This is a genomic window from Thermomonas sp. S9, from assembly GCF_024704365.1.
Lineage (GTDB): Bacteria > Pseudomonadota > Gammaproteobacteria > Xanthomonadales > Xanthomonadaceae > Thermomonas.
The window spans coordinates 1,792,102-1,810,242 of sequence record NZ_JAJDFY010000001.1 but is presented as its reverse complement, the minus strand read 5'-3'; the positions used below and the strand labels follow the sequence as shown (position 1 = coordinate 1,810,242).

General features: G+C 70.9%; 10 protein-coding genes and 4 pseudogenes. 5 read left to right on the top strand and 9 right to left on the bottom strand.

The genetic code is table 11. The features are described 5' to 3' along the window. Positions 1 to 74: 74 nt before the first annotated feature. The 3 genes and pseudogenes from aat to trxB form a co-directional block, all read right to left on the bottom strand. Positions 75 to 833: a leucyl/phenylalanyl-tRNA--protein transferase gene (gene aat / locus LJB71_RS08995; protein WP_259303920.1), complete on the bottom strand. Its 759-nt coding sequence runs from the start codon at positions 831 to 833 to the stop codon at positions 75 to 77. After that, a pseudogene (locus LJB71_RS08990) lies at positions 830 to 1,967 on the bottom strand (GNAT family N-acetyltransferase). Before LJB71_RS08990 ends, aat begins: the two are co-directional and overlap by 4 nt. Continuing rightward, on the bottom strand, positions 1,964 to 2,917 hold the full coding sequence (gene trxB, locus LJB71_RS08985) for a thioredoxin-disulfide reductase (protein ID WP_259303918.1): 954 nt from the start codon (positions 2,915 to 2,917) through the stop codon (positions 1,964 to 1,966). Before trxB ends, LJB71_RS08990 begins: the two are co-directional and overlap by 4 nt. Positions 2,918 to 3,062: 145 nt before the next feature. Between trxB and ald the strand changes: the two genes are divergently transcribed. The 4 genes and pseudogenes from ald to LJB71_RS08965 all read left to right on the top strand — a co-directional run bounded on the left by ald (position 3,063) and on the right by LJB71_RS08965 (position 8,653). Beyond that, positions 3,063 to 4,133: an alanine dehydrogenase gene (ald, locus tag LJB71_RS08980; RefSeq protein WP_259303917.1), complete on the top strand. Its 1,071-nt coding sequence runs from the start codon at positions 3,063 to 3,065 to the stop codon at positions 4,131 to 4,133. Between the two features lie 90 nt (positions 4,134 to 4,223). Continuing rightward, positions 4,224 to 6,550 (top strand): annotated as a pseudogene (locus LJB71_RS08975) (DNA translocase FtsK 4TM domain-containing protein). A gap of 88 nt (positions 6,551 to 6,638) precedes the next feature. Then, the gene (gene lolA / locus LJB71_RS08970; RefSeq protein ID WP_259303916.1) at positions 6,639 to 7,256 is read left to right on the top strand and encodes an outer membrane lipoprotein chaperone LolA; all 618 of its coding nucleotides are present in this window, start codon (positions 6,639 to 6,641) and stop codon (positions 7,254 to 7,256) included. 31 nt (positions 7,257 to 7,287) lie between these two features. After that, positions 7,288 to 8,653, top strand: a pseudogene (locus LJB71_RS08965) (replication-associated recombination protein A). A gap of 136 nt (positions 8,654 to 8,789) precedes the next feature. On the opposite strand, the gene LJB71_RS08960 reads toward LJB71_RS08965, so the two are convergent. The 6 genes and pseudogenes from LJB71_RS08960 to LJB71_RS08935 form a co-directional block, all read right to left on the bottom strand. Next, positions 8,790 to 9,917: a methyl-accepting chemotaxis protein gene (locus LJB71_RS08960; protein WP_259303915.1), complete on the bottom strand. Its 1,128-nt coding sequence runs from the start codon at positions 9,915 to 9,917 to the stop codon at positions 8,790 to 8,792. A gap of 126 nt (positions 9,918 to 10,043) precedes the next feature. Beyond that, positions 10,044 to 11,109 (bottom strand): annotated as a pseudogene (locus LJB71_RS08955) (chemotaxis response regulator protein-glutamate methylesterase). Then, positions 11,109 to 11,672, bottom strand: a complete 564-nt coding sequence (gene cheD, locus LJB71_RS08950) for a chemoreceptor glutamine deamidase CheD (RefSeq protein WP_259304775.1) — start codon at positions 11,670 to 11,672, stop codon at positions 11,109 to 11,111. Before cheD ends, LJB71_RS08955 begins: the two are co-directional and overlap by 1 nt. A 35-nt stretch (positions 11,673 to 11,707) precedes the next feature. Continuing rightward, positions 11,708 to 12,568, bottom strand: coding sequence for a CheR family methyltransferase (locus LJB71_RS08945; RefSeq protein ID WP_259303914.1), 861 nt, complete (start codon positions 12,566 to 12,568; stop codon positions 11,708 to 11,710). Further along, positions 12,561 to 14,678 carry a bifunctional diguanylate cyclase/phosphodiesterase gene (locus tag LJB71_RS08940; protein WP_259303913.1) on the bottom strand — a complete coding sequence of 706 codons (2,118 nt, stop codon included), beginning with the start codon at positions 14,676 to 14,678 and terminating at the stop codon, positions 12,561 to 12,563. Before LJB71_RS08940 ends, LJB71_RS08945 begins: the two co-directional genes overlap by 8 nt. Before the next feature lie 80 nt (positions 14,679 to 14,758). Next, positions 14,759 to 17,470 (bottom strand): methyl-accepting chemotaxis protein, encoded by a 2,712-nt coding sequence (locus LJB71_RS08935; protein WP_259303912.1) that lies wholly within the window; start codon positions 17,468 to 17,470, stop codon positions 14,759 to 14,761. Positions 17,471 to 17,695: 225 nt separating this feature from the next. Between LJB71_RS08935 and LJB71_RS08930 the strand changes: the two genes are divergently transcribed. Next, positions 17,696 to 18,010 (top strand): energy transducer TonB, encoded by a 315-nt coding sequence (locus tag LJB71_RS08930; protein ID WP_259303911.1) that lies wholly within the window; start codon positions 17,696 to 17,698, stop codon positions 18,008 to 18,010. Positions 18,011 to 18,141: the final 131 nt, after the last annotated feature.

Below are 18,141 nucleotides of genomic sequence, written 5' to 3'. Positions count from 1 at the left end.
TGGGCGAGCACCCGGAAGCGGGGCTCGAAAGTCCGGCATTGTGCCACGTCGGGCCGGGCCTTGCAAAAATCCCGTTAATCGCGCAGGCCATCGCGCGCCGCCTCGCCCAGCGCCGCAGCAGGCCAGATGCCGAAGCGTTCGCGCCAGTCGCCGGGGGCCAGCGGCAGGTCGCGCAGCTGGGCCAGTGCGGCGAGGTAGTCGGCGCGCGGCCAGACGTCCACCCCCAGCCGGCGGGTATGCGGGTTGGGCACCTGGGCATCGATCAGCGGCCAGCCCCAGCCATGCAGCCGCCGCGCCAGTATTGCCAACGCCAGGGACGAGGCGCCGGACTCCGCGGAATACATGCTGTCGCCGCAGAACACGTGCCCGAATGCCAGCCCCAACACGCCGCCGATCAGCCGGTCGCCGGCATCGAACACCTCGATGCTGTGGGCGTGCCCGAGCCGGTGCAGTTCCAGATACGCAGTGCGCATCCCGGCCGTGATCCAGGTGCCGGACTGGCCGTCGCGCGGGGCCGCGCAGCCGTCCACCACCGCCGCGAAGACGGTGTCCGCGCGCACGCTCCAGCCGCTGTTGCGCAGGCGCCGGCGCAGGCGGGCGGACAGGTGCACGCCGTCGGTGCGCAGCACCGCGCGCCGCGCGGGGCTCCACCACAGGATCGGCTCGCCTTCGGAAAACCACGGGAAGATGCCGCTGCGATAGGCGTTGAGAAAGCGCGCCGGCGACAAGTCACCGCCGGCCGCGAGCAGGCCGTCCGGCTCGGCCAGCGCCTGTTCCGGCGGCGGGAACGGGGCTTCGGGATCGGCCGCCAGCCACGGCACCGGCAGTCTCATGCGCCTTCCTCCGCGCGGAACGGACTGTGCGCCCGCAGTGCCTGCCGGTGTTGGCGCACGCTGGCGGTCTCCTGCGCGCACCAGTCGCGCAGGGCTCGGGCGAAGCGTGGCTCGGCGATCCAATGGCGGCTGCGCACGGAGGTCGGCAGGAAACCACGGGCCAGCTTGTGCCGGCCCTGAGCGCCAGGTTCGAACCGGGTCAGGCCTTCGCGCAGGCAGTAGGCGATGCCCTGGTAGTAGCAGGTCTCGAAGTGCAGCCCCGGGTGCAGTTCGGTTGCGCCCCAGTAGCGGCCGTACAGGGTGTCGCCACCGCGCAGGCACAGCGCGCCGGCGATGGTGCGGCCTGCGCGCTCGGCCAGCACCAGCACCAGCCGGCGCGGCATCGCCCGTGCGAGATGGTGCAGGAACGCCAGCGTCAGCGCCGGGGCATTGCCGTAGTCGGCGAAGGTCTGCAGATAGAAGCCGTGCATCGCCGCCAGGTCGTCCTCGTCGGCGTCGTCGCCGTGCACGATGCGGAAGCTGATGCCCGCCTCGGCTACCTTGCGGCGCTCCTGGCGGATGTTCTTGCGGTGCTTGTGGTCGAGCGCGGCGAGGAAGTCCTCGAATCCCTGCCAGTGGCCGCGGTTGCACCAGTGGAACTGGATGTCCTCGCGCAGCAGCCAGTCCGCGCCAAACGCCGGCTCTTCGTCCTGGAGATGGAAGTTGACGTGGGCCGAAGACAGGCCGGACTGCGCCACCAGCGCCTGCATGGCCTCCAGCAGCGCACTGCGCGCCGCAGCGTCGCGCGCCAGCAGGCGCGGACCGGTGACCGGTGAATACGGCACCGCGCACAGCCATTTCGGGTAGTAGGGCAGGCCGTGGCGGGCATAGGCCTGCGCCCAGGCGTGGTCGAACACGAACTCGCCGTGGCTGTTGTCCTTCAGGTAGCCGGGCGCCGCCGCGACCAGCGCGTCGCCGTCCCACAGCCCCAGATGGCAGGGGTGTCCAGCCCCAGTCGGGGCGCAGGCAGCCGGTGGCTTCCAGCCCGTGCAGGAAGGCATGCGTAATGAACGGATGGCGCCCGTCGTGCAGCCCGTCCCAGGCCGCGGCGGGGATCTCGGACAGCGCGCGGTGCAGGCGCGCTGCCGCCATCAGAGCCCTTCGTCGAGGTACTTCTCCGCGTCCAGCGCGGCCATGCAGCCGAAGCCGGCGGAGGTGATCGCCTGGCGATAGACCTGGTCGGCCACGTCGCCGGCGGCGAACACACCGGGGACGCTGGTCATGGTGGCCATGCCGTCCAGCCCGCTGCGGATCTTCAGGTAGCCGTTCTTCATCTCCAGCTGGCCCTCGAACAGCGAGGTGTTGGGGTGGTGGCCGATGGCGACGAAGAAGCCCTGCACGGCGACCTCGCGGGTGCTGCCGTCCTGCACCGACTTCAGGCGCATGCCGGTGACGCCGGCGTCGTTGCCGAGGACCTCGTCCACCACGTGGTGCCAGACGGGTTCGATCTTGCCGGCCTCGATCTTGGCGAACAGCTTGTCCTGCATGATCTTCTCGGCGCGCAGGCTGTCGCGGCGGTGCACCAGGTAGACCTTGCGCGCGATGTTGGACAGGTACAGCGCCTCTTCCACGGCGGTGTTGCCGCCGCCGATCACCGCCACGTCCTGGTCCTTGTAGAAGAAGCCGTCGCAGGTGGCGCAGGCGGAGACGCCGCGGCCCTTGTAGGCCTCCTCCGAAGGCAGCCCCAGGTACTTGGCGGTGGCGCCGGTGGCGATGATCAGCGCATCGCAGGTGTATTCGCCGGAGTCACCGACCAGCCGGAACGGCCGCCTGGACAGGTCGGCGGTGTGGATGTGGTCGAACACCACCTCGGTCTCGAAACGCTCGGCGTGCGCCTGCAGGCGCGCCATCAGGTCCGGGCCCAGCAGGCCGTGGGCATCGCCCGGCCAGTTGTCCACTTCGGTCGTGGTCATCAGCTGGCCGCCCATCTGCAGCCCGGTGATGACCACCGGCTTGAGGTTGGCGCGGGCGGCGTAGACGGCGGCGGTCCAGCCGGCGGGGCCGGAACCGAGGATCAGCAGGCGGATGTGTCGGGTCGGATTCATCGCAGTCGAGTCGAAGCTCTATAATTCGCGGATCACCCGGATCCGCGCTCGGCCCATAGCTTGAGGGCGGCGCGGCTTCGGCACAAGGCGCGATGGCTGCAACGCTGTCGTGTATTCCCCCACATCGCTCAGGAGCGAGTTGCGCATGCGTATCGGTGTACCCAAGGAAACCAAGACCCTCGAAGGGCGCGTCGCGCTCGTCCCCGCCGCGGCTGGCGACCTGGTCAAGCGTGGCCACGAGGTCTGGCTGGAGCAGGGCGCGGGCCTGAAGTCGGGCTTTTCCGACGAGCAGTACACCCGGCTCGGCGTGAAGATCGCCCCGGATGCCGCCGCCCTGTACGAGAAGGGCGAGCTGATCGTGAAGGTGAAGGAGCCGATCGAAGGCGACCTGCAGCACCTGCGCCGCGACCACCTGCTGTTCTGCTACCTGCACCTGGCCGCCGAGCCGGCACTGACCCGCAGGCTGCTGGACATCGGCCTGACCGGCGTGGCGTTCGAGACGGTGGAACTCCCCAACGGCGAGCTGCCGCTGCTGGCGCCGATGTCGGTGATCGCCGGCAAGATCGGCGTGCAGGTGGGCACCCACCTGCTGCACCAGCCGATGGGCGGCAAGGGCAAGCTGCTGGGCGGGCTGCCGTCCACCGAGCGCGGCAAGGTGGTGGTGTTCGGCGCTGGCAAGGCCGGCGGCGCGTCGGCGGCGCTGGCCGCGGCTTCGGGCGCCAGCGTCACCGTGTTCGAGATGCGCCAGGACCGCATGGACGAGATGATGCGCCTGGGCCACAACGTCACCGCGCTGTACCCCTACCACGACGTGGTGGCGCGCGAGGTGGCCGCGGCCGACCTCGTGATCGGCGCGGTGCTGATCACCGGCGCCAAGGCCCCGCACGTGCTGACCCGCGACATGCTGCAGGCGATGGAGCCGGGCAGCGTGGTGGTGGACATCGCCATCGACCAGGGCGGCTGCTTCGAGACCTCGCGCCCGACCACCTGGAAAGAGCCGACCTACGTGGAGGAGGGCGTCACCCACTTCTGCGTCACCAACATGCCGGGCGCGGTGCCGCAGACCAGCTCGCAGGCGATCTGCGCGGCGATCCTGCCGTGGGTGAACAAGCTCGCCTCCGGCAGCGAGTGGCGCAACAACCCGGCGCTGGTCAAGGGCATCAACGTGGAGGCCGGCAAGCTCGTGCATCCGGCGCTGCGCGATATGCAGGTTTGACGTACTATCAAGGACCTGGGGGAACTTCCTGAGGTCTGATCGCAGGTGGCGAACGCTCCGTCCGAGGCGGGCAAGTCCAGCCGGAAACCGATGCGCGCGGCCAAGGCCGACGCGGGCGCCAGCCCGCGCCGGCACCGGCTGTGGCGCGATTTCGCGCTGATCACCATCGCCCCGGCGCTGCTGTATCTGCTGGCCTGTCTGGTCAGCTGGTCGCCGCAGGATCCCGGCTTCGACCGCGATCCCAGCGTACTGGCGCCGCTGCACAACTGGGGCGGGCTGGCCGGGGCCTGGATCGCCAGCTTCCTGCTGTTCCTGTGCGGCTACGTCGCCTTCCTGCTGCCGTTCGTGCTCGGCGCCATCGCCTGGATCGCGCTGTTCGGGATGGACGAGGACGGCGACGGCCAGGCCGACCTCGGACCGGCGTTGCGGCTGCTGGGTATCGTCGGCTTCCTGATCGCGGCCTGCGGCCTGCTGGCGCTGCGGATCGGCGGCGGCAACGACCTTGCCGCTGGCAGCGGCGGCGTGCTCGGCCGCCTGACCGGCAACTCGCTGCACATGCTGTTCGGGCCGGTCGGCGCCAATCTGTTCCTGGTCAGCCTGCTGCTGGTGTCGGTGACGCTGGCCACCGGGCTGTCGTGGCTGGCGGTGATGGATCGCATCGGTGCGTTCGTGCTGGCCCTGCCGGGCCTGCTCGACCGCGGTGCGCGCAAGGGCGTGCAGCAGGCGGCCGAGTGGAGCGAGGCGCGCGCCCTGCGCGAGGAGCGGGAGGTCGCGCGCAAGGCCGACAGCGAGATCCGCCTGCGCCGCGACAAGGTCAAGATCGAGCCGCCGGCGGCGCCGACGGTGGAGAAGAGCGAGCGCGCGCGGCGCGAGCAGCAGATCCCGCTGTTCGGAGCCGGCGATGCCGGCGGCATCCGCCGCTGGCGCTGCTGGACGATCCCAAGCCGCAGCCCAAAGGCTATGACGCGCAGACGCTGGAGACGCTGTCGCGCCAGATCGAGTTCAAGCTCAAGGACTTCCGCATCGAGGCCGAGGTGGTCGGCGCCTATCCGGGCCCGGTGATCACCCGCTTCGAGGTGCAGCCGGCGCCGGGCGTGAAGGTCAGCCAGATTTCCTCGCTGGACAAGGACATCGCGCGCGGCCTGTCGGTGAAGTCGGTGCGCGTGGTGGACGTGATTCCGGGCAAGTCGGTCATTGGTCTTGAAACCCCGAACACCCACCGCGAGATGATCTATCTCAGCGAGCTGCTGCGCTCGAAGGAATACGACAAGGCCGGCAGCGCTCTGACCCTGGCGCTGGGCAAGGACATCGCCGGCAAGCCGGTCGTCGCGGACCTGGCGCGCATGCCGCACCTGCTGGTGGCCGGCACGACGGGTTCCGGCAAGTCGGTGGCGGTCAACGCGATGGTGCTGTCGCTGCTGTACAAGGCCTCCGCCAAGGACGTGCGGATGCTGATGATCGACCCCAAGATGCTGGAGCTGTCGGTCTACCAGGGCATCCCGCACCTGCTGGCGCCGGTGGTCACCGACATGAAGGAGGCCGCCAACGGCCTGCGCTGGTGCGTGGCCGAGATGGAGCGCCGCTACAAGCTGATGAGCGCGGTCGGTGTGCGCAACCTGGCCGGCTTCAACAAGAAAGTGAAGGACGCGATCGACGCCGGGCAACCGATGGTGGACCCGCTGTTCCAGCCGGCGCCGGACACCGCCGAGGCGCCACCGACGCTGGAGCCGCTGCCGTTCATCGTGGTCTTCATCGACGAATTCGCCGACATGATGATGATCGTCGGCAAGAAGGTCGAGGAGCTGATCGCGCGCCTGGCGCAGAAGGCGCGCGCCGCCGGCATCCACCTGATCCTGGCCACCCAGCGGCCGTCGGTGGACGTGATCACCGGCCTGATCAAGGCCAACATCCCCACCCGCATCGCGTTCCAGGTCAGCAGCAAGATCGACTCGCGCACCATCCTCGACCAGAGCGGGGCGGAGACCCTGCTCGGCCACGGCGACATGCTCTACCTGCCGCCCGGCACCGCGATGCCCGAGCGCGTGCATGGGGCGTTCGTCTCGGACGAGGAAGTGCACCGGGTGGTGGAGTTCCTCAAGCAGGCCGGCGGCCCCGACTACGTCGCCGGTGTGCTGGAGGACACCCAGACCCTGTACGACGGCAGCAGCGTCGGCGCCAACGGCCTGCCGGAGGCCGCCGCCAGCGACGACCCCGAGGCCGACCCGCTGTACGACCAGGCGGTGCAGATCGTCACCGAAACCCGCCGCGCCTCGATCTCGGGCGTGCAGCGGCGGCTGAAGATCGGCTACAACCGCGCCGCGCGCCTGATCGAGGCGATGGAGGCGGCCGGCATCGTCAGCACCCCCGAGCACAACGGCGACCGCAGCGTGCTGGCGCCGCCGCCGCCGCGGCCCTGAACGCCGCCCGGCACGCGCGGGGCGTGCCCGGCATCCGCCATTCAGGATGGCGCCGACACACTGCCGGCAACGCCGCAGGAGAGACCGCATGAAACCAATCGCAGCCATCCTCGCCACCGGCCTGCTGGCCGCCGCCAGCCTGGCCCATGCCGGCGCGCGCGACGCGCTGGAGACCTTCACCCGCGGCCTGAAGGGGCTGGACGGGCAGTTCACCCAGCAGGTGTTCGACCCCCGTGGGCGCCAGAAGGAGGCCAACAGCGGGCGGGTGGCGCTGGCGACTCCGGACCGCCTGCGCTGGGAATACACCAGGCCATACGCGCAGCTGGTGCTGGCCGACGGCAAGACCGTCTGGGTGTACGAACCCGACCTCAACCAGGTCAGCAAGCGCGCGCAGGGCGTGGAGGAAGCCAACAGCCCGCTGGCGCTGCTGCTGACCCCGGCGCGGCTGGAGCGCGACTTCGTGGTGCGCGAGGCCGGCAGCAGCGACGGCGTGGACTGGCTGGAGATCCGCCCGCGCCAGGCCGATGCCGCGTTCAAGTCGGCACGGCTGGGCTTCGCCCAGGGCCAGCTGGTGCGGCTGGACTACACCGATGCGCTCGACCAGCGCACCGTGATCGCGTTCTCCGGCTGGACGCGCAACCCGGCGTTCGCCGCCGATACGTTCACCTTCGTGCCGCCCAAGGGCGTGGACGTGATCGGCGGCTGAGCCTGCCTGCGCGGCGGGTAGAATCGATCCCATGCCCGCCGCGCGCCCACCGTCATCGTCCCCGGATCTGCCTGGCCACGGCGGAGACGCCCTGCGGCCGCTGGCCGAGCGCATGCGCCCGCGCACGCTGGACGAGATGGTGGGCCAGCGCCGGCTGCTGGCGGACGGTTCCGCGCTGCGGCGCGCGCTCACCGCCGGGCGCGTGCATTCGATGATCCTGTGGGGCCCGCCCGGCTGCGGCAAGACCACCCTGGCCCTGCTGCTGGCGCGCCACGCGCAGGCGCATTTCGAGGCGATCTCGGCGGTGCTCGCCGGCCTGCCGCAGGTGCGCGAGGTGCTGGCGCGGGCGCAGGCGCGGTTCGACGCGGGTGAGCGCACGCTGCTGTTCGTGGACGAGGTGCACCGCTTCAACAAGGCGCAGCAGGATGCCTTCCTGCCGCATATCGAGCGCGGCACCATCGTGTTCGTCGGCGCCACCACCGAGAACCCCTCGTTCGAGCTGAACTCGGCGCTGCTCTCGCGCTGCCGGGTGCACGTGCTGGAGGCGGTCGCCGCCGAGGACATCCGCGCCGCGCTGGAGCGCGCGCTGGCCGACGACGAGCGCGGGCTGGGCGGGCTGGGTCTGGCGGTGGCGGCGGACGCCCTGGCGCAGATCGCGCTGGCCGCCGATGGCGACGTGCGGCGTGCGCTGACCCTGCTGGAGATCGCCGCCGACATCGCCGTGGGCGAGGGTGGCCGGATCGACACCGCCACCCTGCAGCAGGTGCTGGCCGACCGCACCCGCCGCTTCGACAAAAGGGGCGATGCGTTCTACGACCAGATCTCGGCGCTGCACAAATGCGTGCGCAGCTCCAACCCCGACGCCGCGCTGTACTGGCTGGCGCGCATGCTGGACGGCGGCGCGGACCCGGCCTATCTGGCGCGGCGGTTGACCCGGATGGCGGTGGAGGACATCGGCCTGGCCGATCCGCGCGCGCTGCAGATGGCGATCGACGCCTGGGAGGCCTACGACCGCCTGGGCGCGCCGGAAGGTGAACTGGCGCTGGCGCAGCTCACCCTGTACCTGGCCAGCACCGCCAAGTCGAACGCCGCCTACACGGCCTGGAAGGCGGCCCGCGCCGACGTGCAGGCGCACGGCAAGCCAGCCGGTGCCGCTGCATCTTCGCAACGCCCCGACCGGCCTGATGCGGGCGCTGGGTCACGGCCGCGGCTATCAGTACGACCACGACGTGGAGGGCGGAATCGCGCTCGACCAGACCGGGTTCCCGGACGCGCTGGGCGAACGGGTGTACTACGACCCGACCGGCCGCGGCATCGAAGGCAAGCTCAAGGAGAAGCTCGACGCCCTGCGCGCGGCGCGCGCGCAGGCGCGTGCGGAAAACATCGGCAAGTCTTGATCGCCGCCCCCGGTTGGTGCGGAAATCCCGCGCCACGCGCGCAACCTTGCACCACCTTGCAAACGGCCGCGAAAAAATCCCGGCCGCAGCCGGGATCGCGTCGCATCACCCTGGGGGAGTGAGAGGGAAACCAGGTTCAGAACAGCTCCACGCTGCCGGCGTTCATGTTTTCCTGCAGCACTGGCTTGTGCGGCGGGCGTTCCCATTCGCCACGCATCTGGTTGATGCGGTTGCCGATCCGCGCCAGCGCCTTCTGCATCTCCGCGTCCTGGAAGCCGTGGCTGCTCTGCAGCAGGTCGTGCAGGGTGATCGCTTCGTTGTTGATCTGCGCCAACCGCTGCAGGTGCAGGCCGGCCGCACCCAGGGCTTGGGTCGCGATGTCCTCGAACTGCAATGAGCGCACCGCCTCCGCCACCGAGGCGTCGATCGCGCGGCCGCAGTCGGCGATGTCGCGGATGCTGTTGCCCAGGCTGCGGTGGATGCCGTCCACCCGCTCCAGCATGGCCGCCGATTCGGCGCGCGCGGCGCGCACCCGGTCGAGATCGCGCGAGGCGGTCTGCGAAACGGTGTCGCGCACCTTGGCGATCGCGTCCTTGGAGCTGTGCGCCAGCTTCCGGATCTGCTCGTTGAACGCGGTGCTGCGTTCGGACAGGTTGCGCACCTCGTCGGCCACCACCGCGAAGCCGCGCCCGGCCTCGCCGGCGCGGGCGGCTTCGATGGCCGCGTTCAGCGCCAGCAGGTTGGTCTGGTCGGCGATCGACTTCACGTCCTCCAGCAGCGAGAAGATGCCGTCCAGGTGCCCGGCCATGGTGTCGATGTGGGCCACGGTGACGCCGCTCTGGCTGCTGGCCTCCTCCAGCGCCTGCACCAGCTGCTCCACCTGCTGCGCCGCCTGCTGGGCAAAGCGGGTGATGTCGATCGAGCCGCTGTCGTCGCCGGTGCGCTCCACCAGGCGCGCCACCACGCTGCTCTGCTCGCGCGACTTGCGGTTGACCGCCTCGAAGCTGCCACCGAGCTTGGCCACCGAGTCGCGGATCAGGGTGCGGGTGCGGTCGATCTCGGAGTGCGAGCCGTTGATCTCGTTGCTGACGAAGCCGCGCAGTTCTTCCAGCAACCGGGCATGATCGCGCAGCATCTTGGCCTCGGCCTTGCTGGGCAGGCTGCGCCAGATCACCACGCCCCAGGCCAGCGCGGAGGTCACCACCAGCGCCATCCGCAGCGGCAACGGCCAGGCCAGGCCTTCGGCCACCAGCAGCAGCACCATCAGCAGCAGGGGGCGGCGATCCGGAGCAGGGCACGGGGTTCCATCGTCGATCTCGTCTGGGTCTCGGTAGGGATAACGGCCGCGGCCGGCCGGGTCTTTAATGTGGCGCGCCCGCCAGATGCCGGGTCAGCCCGGGCCCTGGGTGGTGCTGGCCAGCAGGGCGGCGGTGATCTGCTCCAGCGGCAATACCTGCTGCGCGGCGCCCAGGGTGTAGGCGGCGCCGGGCATGCCCCACACCACGCTGCTGGCCTCGTCCTGCACGATGGTGGCGGCACCCGCCTTGCGCAGGGCCAGCAGCCCGCGCGCGCCGTCGTCGCCCATCCCGGTGAGCAGGGCCGCGCTGGCGTTGGCGCCGGCGGCGCTGGCCACCGATTCGAACAGTGCGTCCACGCTGGGGCGGTGGCGGCGGATGGGGTCGTCGTCGCCCAGCCGGCAGCGCCAGCGGGCGCCGCTGCGCTGCACCCGCAGGTGCAGCCCGCCCGGCGCCACGTAGGCGTGGCCGGCCAGCAGCGGCATGTCGTCCTCGGCGTGCACCACGGTCATCTTGCTGTGGCGGTCCAGGCGCTCCGCGAACGGCTTGCTGAACGCGGCCGGGATGTGCTGGGCGATCACGATCGCCGGGGCGTCGGCGGGCATGGTCTCCAGCAGCATGCGGATCGCCTCGGTGCCGCCGGTGGAGGCGCCGATCGCGATCAGGCGGTCGGTGGTGCGGTACTGGATGACGCCCGCAGGCGCAGGCGTCACGCTGGGTTGCAGCGCTTTCACCCGCGCGCGCGCGGCCCTGCTTGACTTTCTCGCGCAGGTCCTGGCCGTAGCCGGTCAGGCCGCGCTGGATGTCGAGCTTGGGCTTGGTGACGAAATCCACCGCGCCCAGCGCCAGCGCATCCAGGGTCACCTGCGCGCCGGCCTCGGTCAGCGAGGACACCATCACCACCGGCATCGGCCGCAGCCGCATCAGGTTCTGCAGGAAGGTCAACCCGTCCATGCGCGGCATCTCGACGTCCAGGGTGAGCACGTCGGGGGCGAGCTGTTTGATCTTCTCGCGCGCGATCAGCGGATCGGGCGCGGTGCCGATCACCTCGATGGCGGGGTCTTCGGACAGGATGTCGGTCAGCACCTGGCGCACCAGGGCCGAGTCGTCGATGATCAGCACGCGCACCTTGCCGGGGCGCTGGGGATGTTGGATGGCCATCAGAACAACTCCACGGAGCCGGCCACGGGGGTCTGCGCCAGCCGGCTGCGGTAGTCGCGCTCGATCCGCGCGATCTCGCCGGCCGCCGGCAGGCGCTTGACCAGGGTGCGTCCGGTACGCACGAAAAACACCACCTTGCGCGGCTGCACGCCGCCCAGATCCTGGGCCTGGACCGGGATGCCCTCGGCCTTCAGGTAGCTGATGACGAAATTGGCGTTGCGAGTGCCGATCGGGTCGATGGTCATGCCCGGCAACACATTGCCGCCGCCGAACACCTTGGCCTGCAAGCGCGCGCGCGCGGCGCCCTGCTTGAGCATGCCGTTGATCAGCAGCTCCATCGCATGCGCGCCGTAGCGGGCGCTGCCGTCGCCGGGGGCGGCGTCCGGCAGCATGAAATGGTTCATCCCGCCGACCTTCGCCAGCGGGTCGTACATGCAGGCGGCCACGCAGGAGCCGAGCACGGTGGCCAGCGCCATCTCCTCCGAGGACACCCGCCAGTCGGCCGGCAGCAGCTTGATGACGTCGGTGTCCAGCGCCGGGTCGTAGTAGCTGCCCGCCGGCATCCGGCGGACGGCGGCGCCATGCGACGCGGGGGCGTTCATCGCGCCTCCCGGGTCGCCCGGTAGATGGTGCGCCCGCACGGCTGCACCAGGTCCAGCGCATGCGCGAAGCTCTCCGAATGCCCGGCGTAGAAGCGCCCGCCGGGGGCCAGCAGCGGCGCCACCTTGCGCAGCACCTCGTACTGGGTGGGCTTGTCGAAATAGATCATCACATTGCGGCAGAACACCGCGAGGAACTGCTGGCGCAGGCCGTAGTCCGGCGCCAGCAGGTTGAGCTGGCGGAACTCCACCAGCCGCTGCAGGAACGGCTTGACCTTGACCAGCCCTTCGTTGGGGCCGCTGCCGCGCAGGAAGAAGCGGCGCTTGCGTTCGGCCGACAGGTCGGTGATGCGCTCGATCCCGTACTCGCCGCGGGCGGCGCCGGCCAGCGCATTGGTGTCGATGTCGGTGGCCAGGATCCGCACCGGCGGGGTGTCGCTGGCGAAGGCCTCGCAGGCGGTGATCGCCAGCGACCACGGCTCTTCGCCGGTGGAGGCGGCGCAGCACCAGATGTCCACCACCGCGCCGCGCGGCACCGCGCGCAGCTGGTCGCGCAGGGCGTCGAAGTGGTGCGCCTCGCGGAAAAACGCGGTGAGGTTGGTGGTGAGGGCGTTGATGAAGGCTTGCTCCTCGGCGGCCGGCTCGGCCTCGACGAAGTCCAGGTAGTCGCAGAAGCGCGCGAAGCCGTGCGTGCGCAACCGCCGCGACAGCCGGCTGTACACCATGTCGCGCTTGTGCTCGGCCAGATGGATGCCGGCGCGCGCGTAGATCATCCTGCACACACGGCGGAAATCGCGATCGGTGAACTCGAACCCGATCGCCTCGCGCTCGGCGGCGCGCGGGCGGCTGTGATCAGCCACGGCCGCCTCCTGCCACCGATCGCGGCGCACTATCGGCAGCCGCTTCCGGCGCGCGCAGGCGCTGCTGCAGTTCGGATGCCGGCAGCGCCTGCGCATACAGGTAGCCCTGCGCCTCGTCGCAGCCGAGCAGCTGCAGAAGCTCCGCCTGTTCCGGGTGCTCCACGCCTTCGGCCACCACCCGCAGCCCCAGCGCGCGCGCCAGCATCACCGTCCAGCGCACGATCGCGGCGTCCTCGCTGTTCTGCAGCATCCCGTCCACGAAGCTGCGATCGATCTTGACCCGGTCGATCTTGAAGCGATGCAGGATCGACAGCGACGCATAGCCGGTGCCGAAGTCGTCGAACGCGAGGTTGATCCCACGCTCGCGCAGGATCGCCAGGGTCGCCGCGGCCGCGCTGTCGTGCGCGAGGGCGATGGTCTCGGTGATCTCCAGCTCCAGCCGGTGCGCGGGCAGCCCGGAGTCGGCCAGTGCCCGCAGCACCTGCGGCACCAGTTCCTCGCGCAACTGCGCCGGGAACAGGTTGATGCTGACCGACAGCCCGCTGTCGGGCCAGGCGGCCGTGTCCTCGCAGGCGCGGCGCAGCACCCAGGCACCGACGTCGGCGCCCAGCGGACTGCGCACCAGCAGGTCGATGAATTCACAGGCCGGAACCAGCCCGCGCAGCGGATGGCGCCAGCGCAGCAGGGCCTCGGCGCCGCAGATGCGCCCGCTGGCCAGCTCCACCTGCGGCTGGTAGTGCAGCTCGAATTCACCCTGTGCGAACGCACGGCGCAGTTCGAGGTCGAGGTCGCGCCGCGCCAGCGCGTCGGCCCGCATCGTCGGGCGGTAGCGGCACAGCTGGCGGCCACCGGCCGCCTTCGCGCGGTACAGTGCCAGGTCGGCGCAGGCCAGCAGATCGCCGCCACCGCGCACGTCCGCCCGCAGCGCCAGCCCGGCGCTGGCTTCGACGTGGATCTCGTGGCCGCGGATGCGCAGCGGCTGCTGCAGAAAATCCATCAGGTCATGCAGCAGGCGCCCCCCTGCGCCCTCGCCATCACCTGCTTCCGCACCGCGCAGGCGCGCATCCGCGCAGGCGATCGCGAACACATCGCCTTCCACCCGCGCCAGGCACATCGCGGCATCCGCGCGCGACTGCAGGCGGTCCGCGAACGCCTGCAGCACGCGGTCGCCCAGCGCATGGCCGAGGCCGTCGTTGATCCATTTGAAGCGGTCGATCCCGACCAGCGCCACGCCCCAGTCCGGGTTGGCCTCCAGCGCGGCCAGCAGGGCATTGCGGTTGGGCAGCCCGGTGAGCGGGTCGAAATGGGCCAGGCGGTCGAGCTGGGCGCGCTGGTGGGCGGCCTCGGTGATGTCGTGCAGGATCAGCGTGGTGCCGTGCGCATGCCCGTGGCGCCAGGGCGAGCGGGTGGCGTCCAGCAGGCGCAGGCTGCCGTCGGGGGCGACGATGCGCAGCTGCAGGCGGTCGCCGCCGGCGCCGCCGAGCCAGTCGCGCGCCGCGTCCTGGTCGGGCTGCAGGCGCAGCGGAATCAGCTGGCGGAGTTGCTGGCCGCGCAGGGCGCTGCCGAACAGACGCTCGGCGGCGGGGTTGTGCCAGCGGATGCCGCCGTGGCGGTCGGCCACCACCACCGCCTCACGCGCGTGCTGGCCGGCCTGGGCGACGATGGTGGCGTGGCGGTCCGCTGCTTCCTGTTGCAGCAGGCTGGCGGCCAGGCGGCCCAGCTGCGCCAGCGCCTGCAGCTGCGCGTCCGAGGGGTGCGCGCGCGGTCGGCGATCGCACACCGCCAGCAGGCCGATGCGCCGCCCCTGCGCATCCTGCAGCGCGATGCCGGCATGCGCGCGGATCGCGCTGCGCGGACTTTCCGGCAGCTCTGGCAGCACCAGCAGCGGGGCGTGCTGTTCCCAGCAGCGCACGAACAGGTGGTCGCGCGCCAGCGGCGTGCAGCCGGCCTCCAGGCCCTGCTGGGCCACCACCATGTGGCGGTCGGCGCTGACCGCGACCACCGCCGCCATCGGCATCCCGAGCAGGGTCCGCGCCAGCGCGAGCAGGTCGTCGAACCGGCCGGCGTCTGCCGTGGATGGCGCGGCGATGGCGGGGGAGGTGAGGGTCATCGGCGCAGCATTGACGGCGGGATCGCGCAACAGGGATGGCCGGGGCGGTGCAGGGTCGGTACGCCCGCGGCCATCGGGGTTCAGAACTCCTGCCAGTGCTGGTCGCCGGCGCTGCTGCTGGCACTGCGCTTGATGGGCGTGGCCGCGACCGGGGCGGCGGCCGCGCGGCGGGCCGGGGGCTTTACGGCTGCCTTCTGCTGGGCAGGCTTCACCGGCTCGCCCATATCCGCTTGCGGTGCTGCATGCGTGACGGGCGCCTGGCGGTCGGGCTTTGCCTTGGCTGCCTGCTGGTTGGCCAGCCGGAAGGCCGCCACCGCGTCCACCAGGGCGGCGGCCTGCTGGCGCATGCTCTCGGCCGAGGCACTGGCCTCTTCCACCAGCGCGGCGTTCTGCTGGGTGCCCTCGTCCATCTGGGTGATGGCCTGGTTCACCTGCTCGATCCCGCTGCTCTGCTCCTGCGAGGCGGCGGAGATGTCGGCCATGATGTCGGTGACACGCTTGACGCTGCCGACGATCTCGCCCATGGTCTTGCCGGCCTGGTCCACCAGCGCGCTGCCTTCCTCCACCTTCACCACCGAGTCGGTGATCAGCTGCTTGATCTCCTTGGCCGCGCCGGCGCTGCGCTGCGCCAGGCTGCGCACCTCGGCCGCCACCACCGCGAAGCCGCGGCCCTGCTCGCCGGCGCGCGCCGCCTCGACCGCCGCGTTCAGCGCGAGGATGTTGGTCTGGAAGGCGATGCCGTCGATCACCCCGATGATGTCCGCGATCCGGCGCGAGGCGGTCTGGATGTCGCCCATCGTGCTGACCACCTTCTGCACCACCTCGCCGCCGGACTCGGCCACGCTGGCCGCGCCCTGCGCCAGCTGGTTGGCCTGGCGCGCGTTGTCGGCGTTCTGCCTGACGGTGGAGGTGAGCTCTTCCATCGAGGACGCGGTTTCCTCCAGCGAGGCCGCCTGCTGCTCGGTGCGCATCGACAGGTCGGCGTTGCCGGAGGCGATTTCGCCGGCGGCGGCGCTGATGCTGTCGGCGCTCTGGCGGATCTCGCCGACGATCCGCGCCAGCGCTTCCACGCTGCGGTTGGCGTCGCTGGCCAGCTGGCCGAACTGCCCCGGCAGGTCGATCTCGACCCGGCGCGTCAGGTCGCCCTCGGCCATCGCCGCGAGCAGGCTGCCGACTTCGTGCAGGCCCTGGTCGGCGGTGGCCATCAGCGCGTTCAGCTCCTCGATCAACTCGCGGTACACGAACTCGAAGCGGGAGGCATCGCCGCGCTTGCCGAAGTCGCCGGCCACCGCGGCTTCCACCAGCGCCTTGATCTCGGCATTGACCGCCAGCATGCCCTTCTTGACCGCATCCACCGCCTCGGTGACGCGCGCCTTCTGGCCCGGATAGCGGGCGATGTCGCGCGAGAGGTCGCCGCGGGCGTAGTCGGCCACGATGCCGATGGCATCCATCTTGGTGGCGATGTGCGAGGCCACCAGGGTATTGACCTGGTCGGCCATCACCCCGAACGCGCCGGGGAAGGCTTCGGCATCCATGCGCGCGTCGATCTCGCCGGCCTCGTGCTGCTCATACATTTCCTGCTGCGCCTGTGCGAAGCGGCGCAGGCTGCCGGCCATGCTTTCCAGGCTGCGGCCGATGTTGTTGAGCTCGTCGTGGGTGTCCACCTGGATCTTGTCGGAGAACTGGCCGGCGGCCATGGCGCGAGCGCCGGCATCGATGCGCTGCAGGGCGCGCCGGGTGCCGCGGGTGAAGCCCAGGAACAGGTAGGCCGAGACCAGCAGGGCCAGCACCACGCCGCCCAGGGTGAGGAAGGCCTTGCGCTGCAGGCTGGCGATGGCGCGGTCGCCGGCGAGTTCGATGGTGGCGTAGGTCGCCGTCATCGCGCGGTTGAAGGCTTCGCGCGCGGCGCGGTCCTGCCTGGCGAATTCGACCACCGAAAAGTCCGGAGTTTCGGCGTCCAGCACTTTTTCCTGGATCAGCTTGTTCAATGCATCCATCTGCTGGAAGGCCTCGGCCATCGGTTTGCCGAACAGCTCCTTGGCCTCGGGCAGGCGGCGCTCGATCGACTTGCGGTTCTCACTAATCAGGCCGCTCAGGTACTGCTGCATGCTCTTGTTGACCGCCAGCGCGGTGCGGTCGTTCACCCAGATCGCACCTTCGCCCAGCACCCGCATGCTGACCACCGACTGCTTGGCGGTGGCGGCTGCGAGTGCCGGCAATTGCTGGCCGCCGACATCGCCGGCCAGCAGCATGGTCGGGTCGCGCGCCTCGCTGGTGATGGCCTTGAACGACAGCCGCGCGATTTCCTCGCGCAGCGCGCGCAGCGCATCGGTGTCCGCCTCCGGGCCGGCCTCGCCCTCGGTGTCCTGCGCCTTCTTCCACGCCGCATGCGTCGCTTTGACCGCGTCCGCCAGCTCCTCGTCGCGCAGCTCGCTCCTGGTGGCCCAGGCGTCGAACGCCGCCAGCCCCTTGTCGGCCGCGGCGGCGGCATCCGCCAGCGCCTGCGGGGTGGCGGTGGCGTCCTTGGCCAGCGCGCGGGCACGCAGGGCGCGATGCTCCTGCATCGCGATCTGGGCATCGTTCAGGGCGCGCAGGCCGGTGGTGGCGGCGCGCGCGGCCTTGGCCCTGGACAGTTCGCCGAGGCTGCTGCTGAGCACCAGCGCGGTCAGCACGCCGCAGGTGAGGGTGAAGCTGGCGCCGATCAGCATGGCTTTCTGGCTGAAGCGCAGGGACGCCATCAGGCGGACGGCGGGGGCGAGCAGGCGATCGACGGTGGATGAGCTGCGGGGCATGGCGGGGTCCTGATGCGGCGGGTTCATGGGCCGTACAAACGCCGGCATCGGCGCGGGCGCGGGAATCTTTAACCGGCGTGCGGGATTTCCCATCCGCGCACGCCGGGGGCGTGACCGGATGCGCAAATCCGCGTATCCGCGCAGGGCGCGCTCAAGTCCGGCGCGGGCGTGCCGATACGCGCACTGAGCACAGTCCCGTGCACGCGTCCCCCTCGGAGATCCGCCATGCAACCTGCCTTCCATCGTGCCCTGAACGTAGCGGCAATCGCCGCGGCGATGGCCCTTGCCCAGCCCGTGTTCGCGGGCAACCCCACCAAGCGCGTGGACCCGGTGTACCCGCCGGAAGCGGCGCGCGCCGGCACCACCGGCTATGTCGAAGTCGAATACAGCGTCGGGCCGGATGGCAAGGTCACCGATGTCTCGGTGGTGGAGGCCAAGCCGGGCCGGGTGTTCGTGGCCGCGGCGGTGAAGGCGGTCAAGCAGTGGGAGTTCGCCCCGGGCGAGACCCGCGGCAAGGTGAAGCTCGAGTTCAAGCTCTGACGCGGTGATCCGGCAGGGCCCGCCACGGCGGGCCTTGCCAGCGCCTTCGACGCACGCGGGTCAGCCCTGATCCAAACAGCAAAACGCGCCGCAGTCTGCGGCGCGTTTCGTTTTGGGGTGCTGGGGTTCCG

What these genes read in the sequence shown, in the direction of transcription:
- aat (WP_259303920.1), bottom strand. Translation starts at nt 833, where the DNA reads ATGAGACTGCCGGTGCCGTGGCTGGCGGCCGATCCCGAAGCCCCGTTC.
- trxB (WP_259303918.1), bottom strand. Translation starts at nt 2,917, where the DNA reads ATGAATCCGACCCGACACATCCGCCTGCTGATCCTCGGTTCCGGCCCC.
- ald (WP_259303917.1), top strand. Translation starts at nt 3,063, where the DNA reads ATGCGTATCGGTGTACCCAAGGAAACCAAGACCCTCGAAGGGCGCGTC.
- lolA (WP_259303916.1), top strand. Translation starts at nt 6,639, where the DNA reads ATGAAACCAATCGCAGCCATCCTCGCCACCGGCCTGCTGGCCGCCGCC.
- LJB71_RS08960 (WP_259303915.1), bottom strand. Translation starts at nt 9,917, where the DNA reads ATGGTGCTGCTGCTGGTGGCCGAAGGCCTGGCCTGGCCGTTGCCGCTG.
- cheD (WP_259304775.1), bottom strand. Translation starts at nt 11,672, where the DNA reads ATGCCGGCGGGCAGCTACTACGACCCGGCGCTGGACACCGACGTCATC.
- LJB71_RS08940 (WP_259303913.1), bottom strand. Translation starts at nt 14,678, where the DNA reads ATGACCCTCACCTCCCCCGCCATCGCCGCGCCATCCACGGCAGACGCC.
- LJB71_RS08935 (WP_259303912.1), bottom strand. Translation starts at nt 17,470, where the DNA reads ATGCCCCGCAGCTCATCCACCGTCGATCGCCTGCTCGCCCCCGCCGTC.
- LJB71_RS08930 (WP_259303911.1), top strand. Translation starts at nt 17,696, where the DNA reads ATGCAACCTGCCTTCCATCGTGCCCTGAACGTAGCGGCAATCGCCGCG.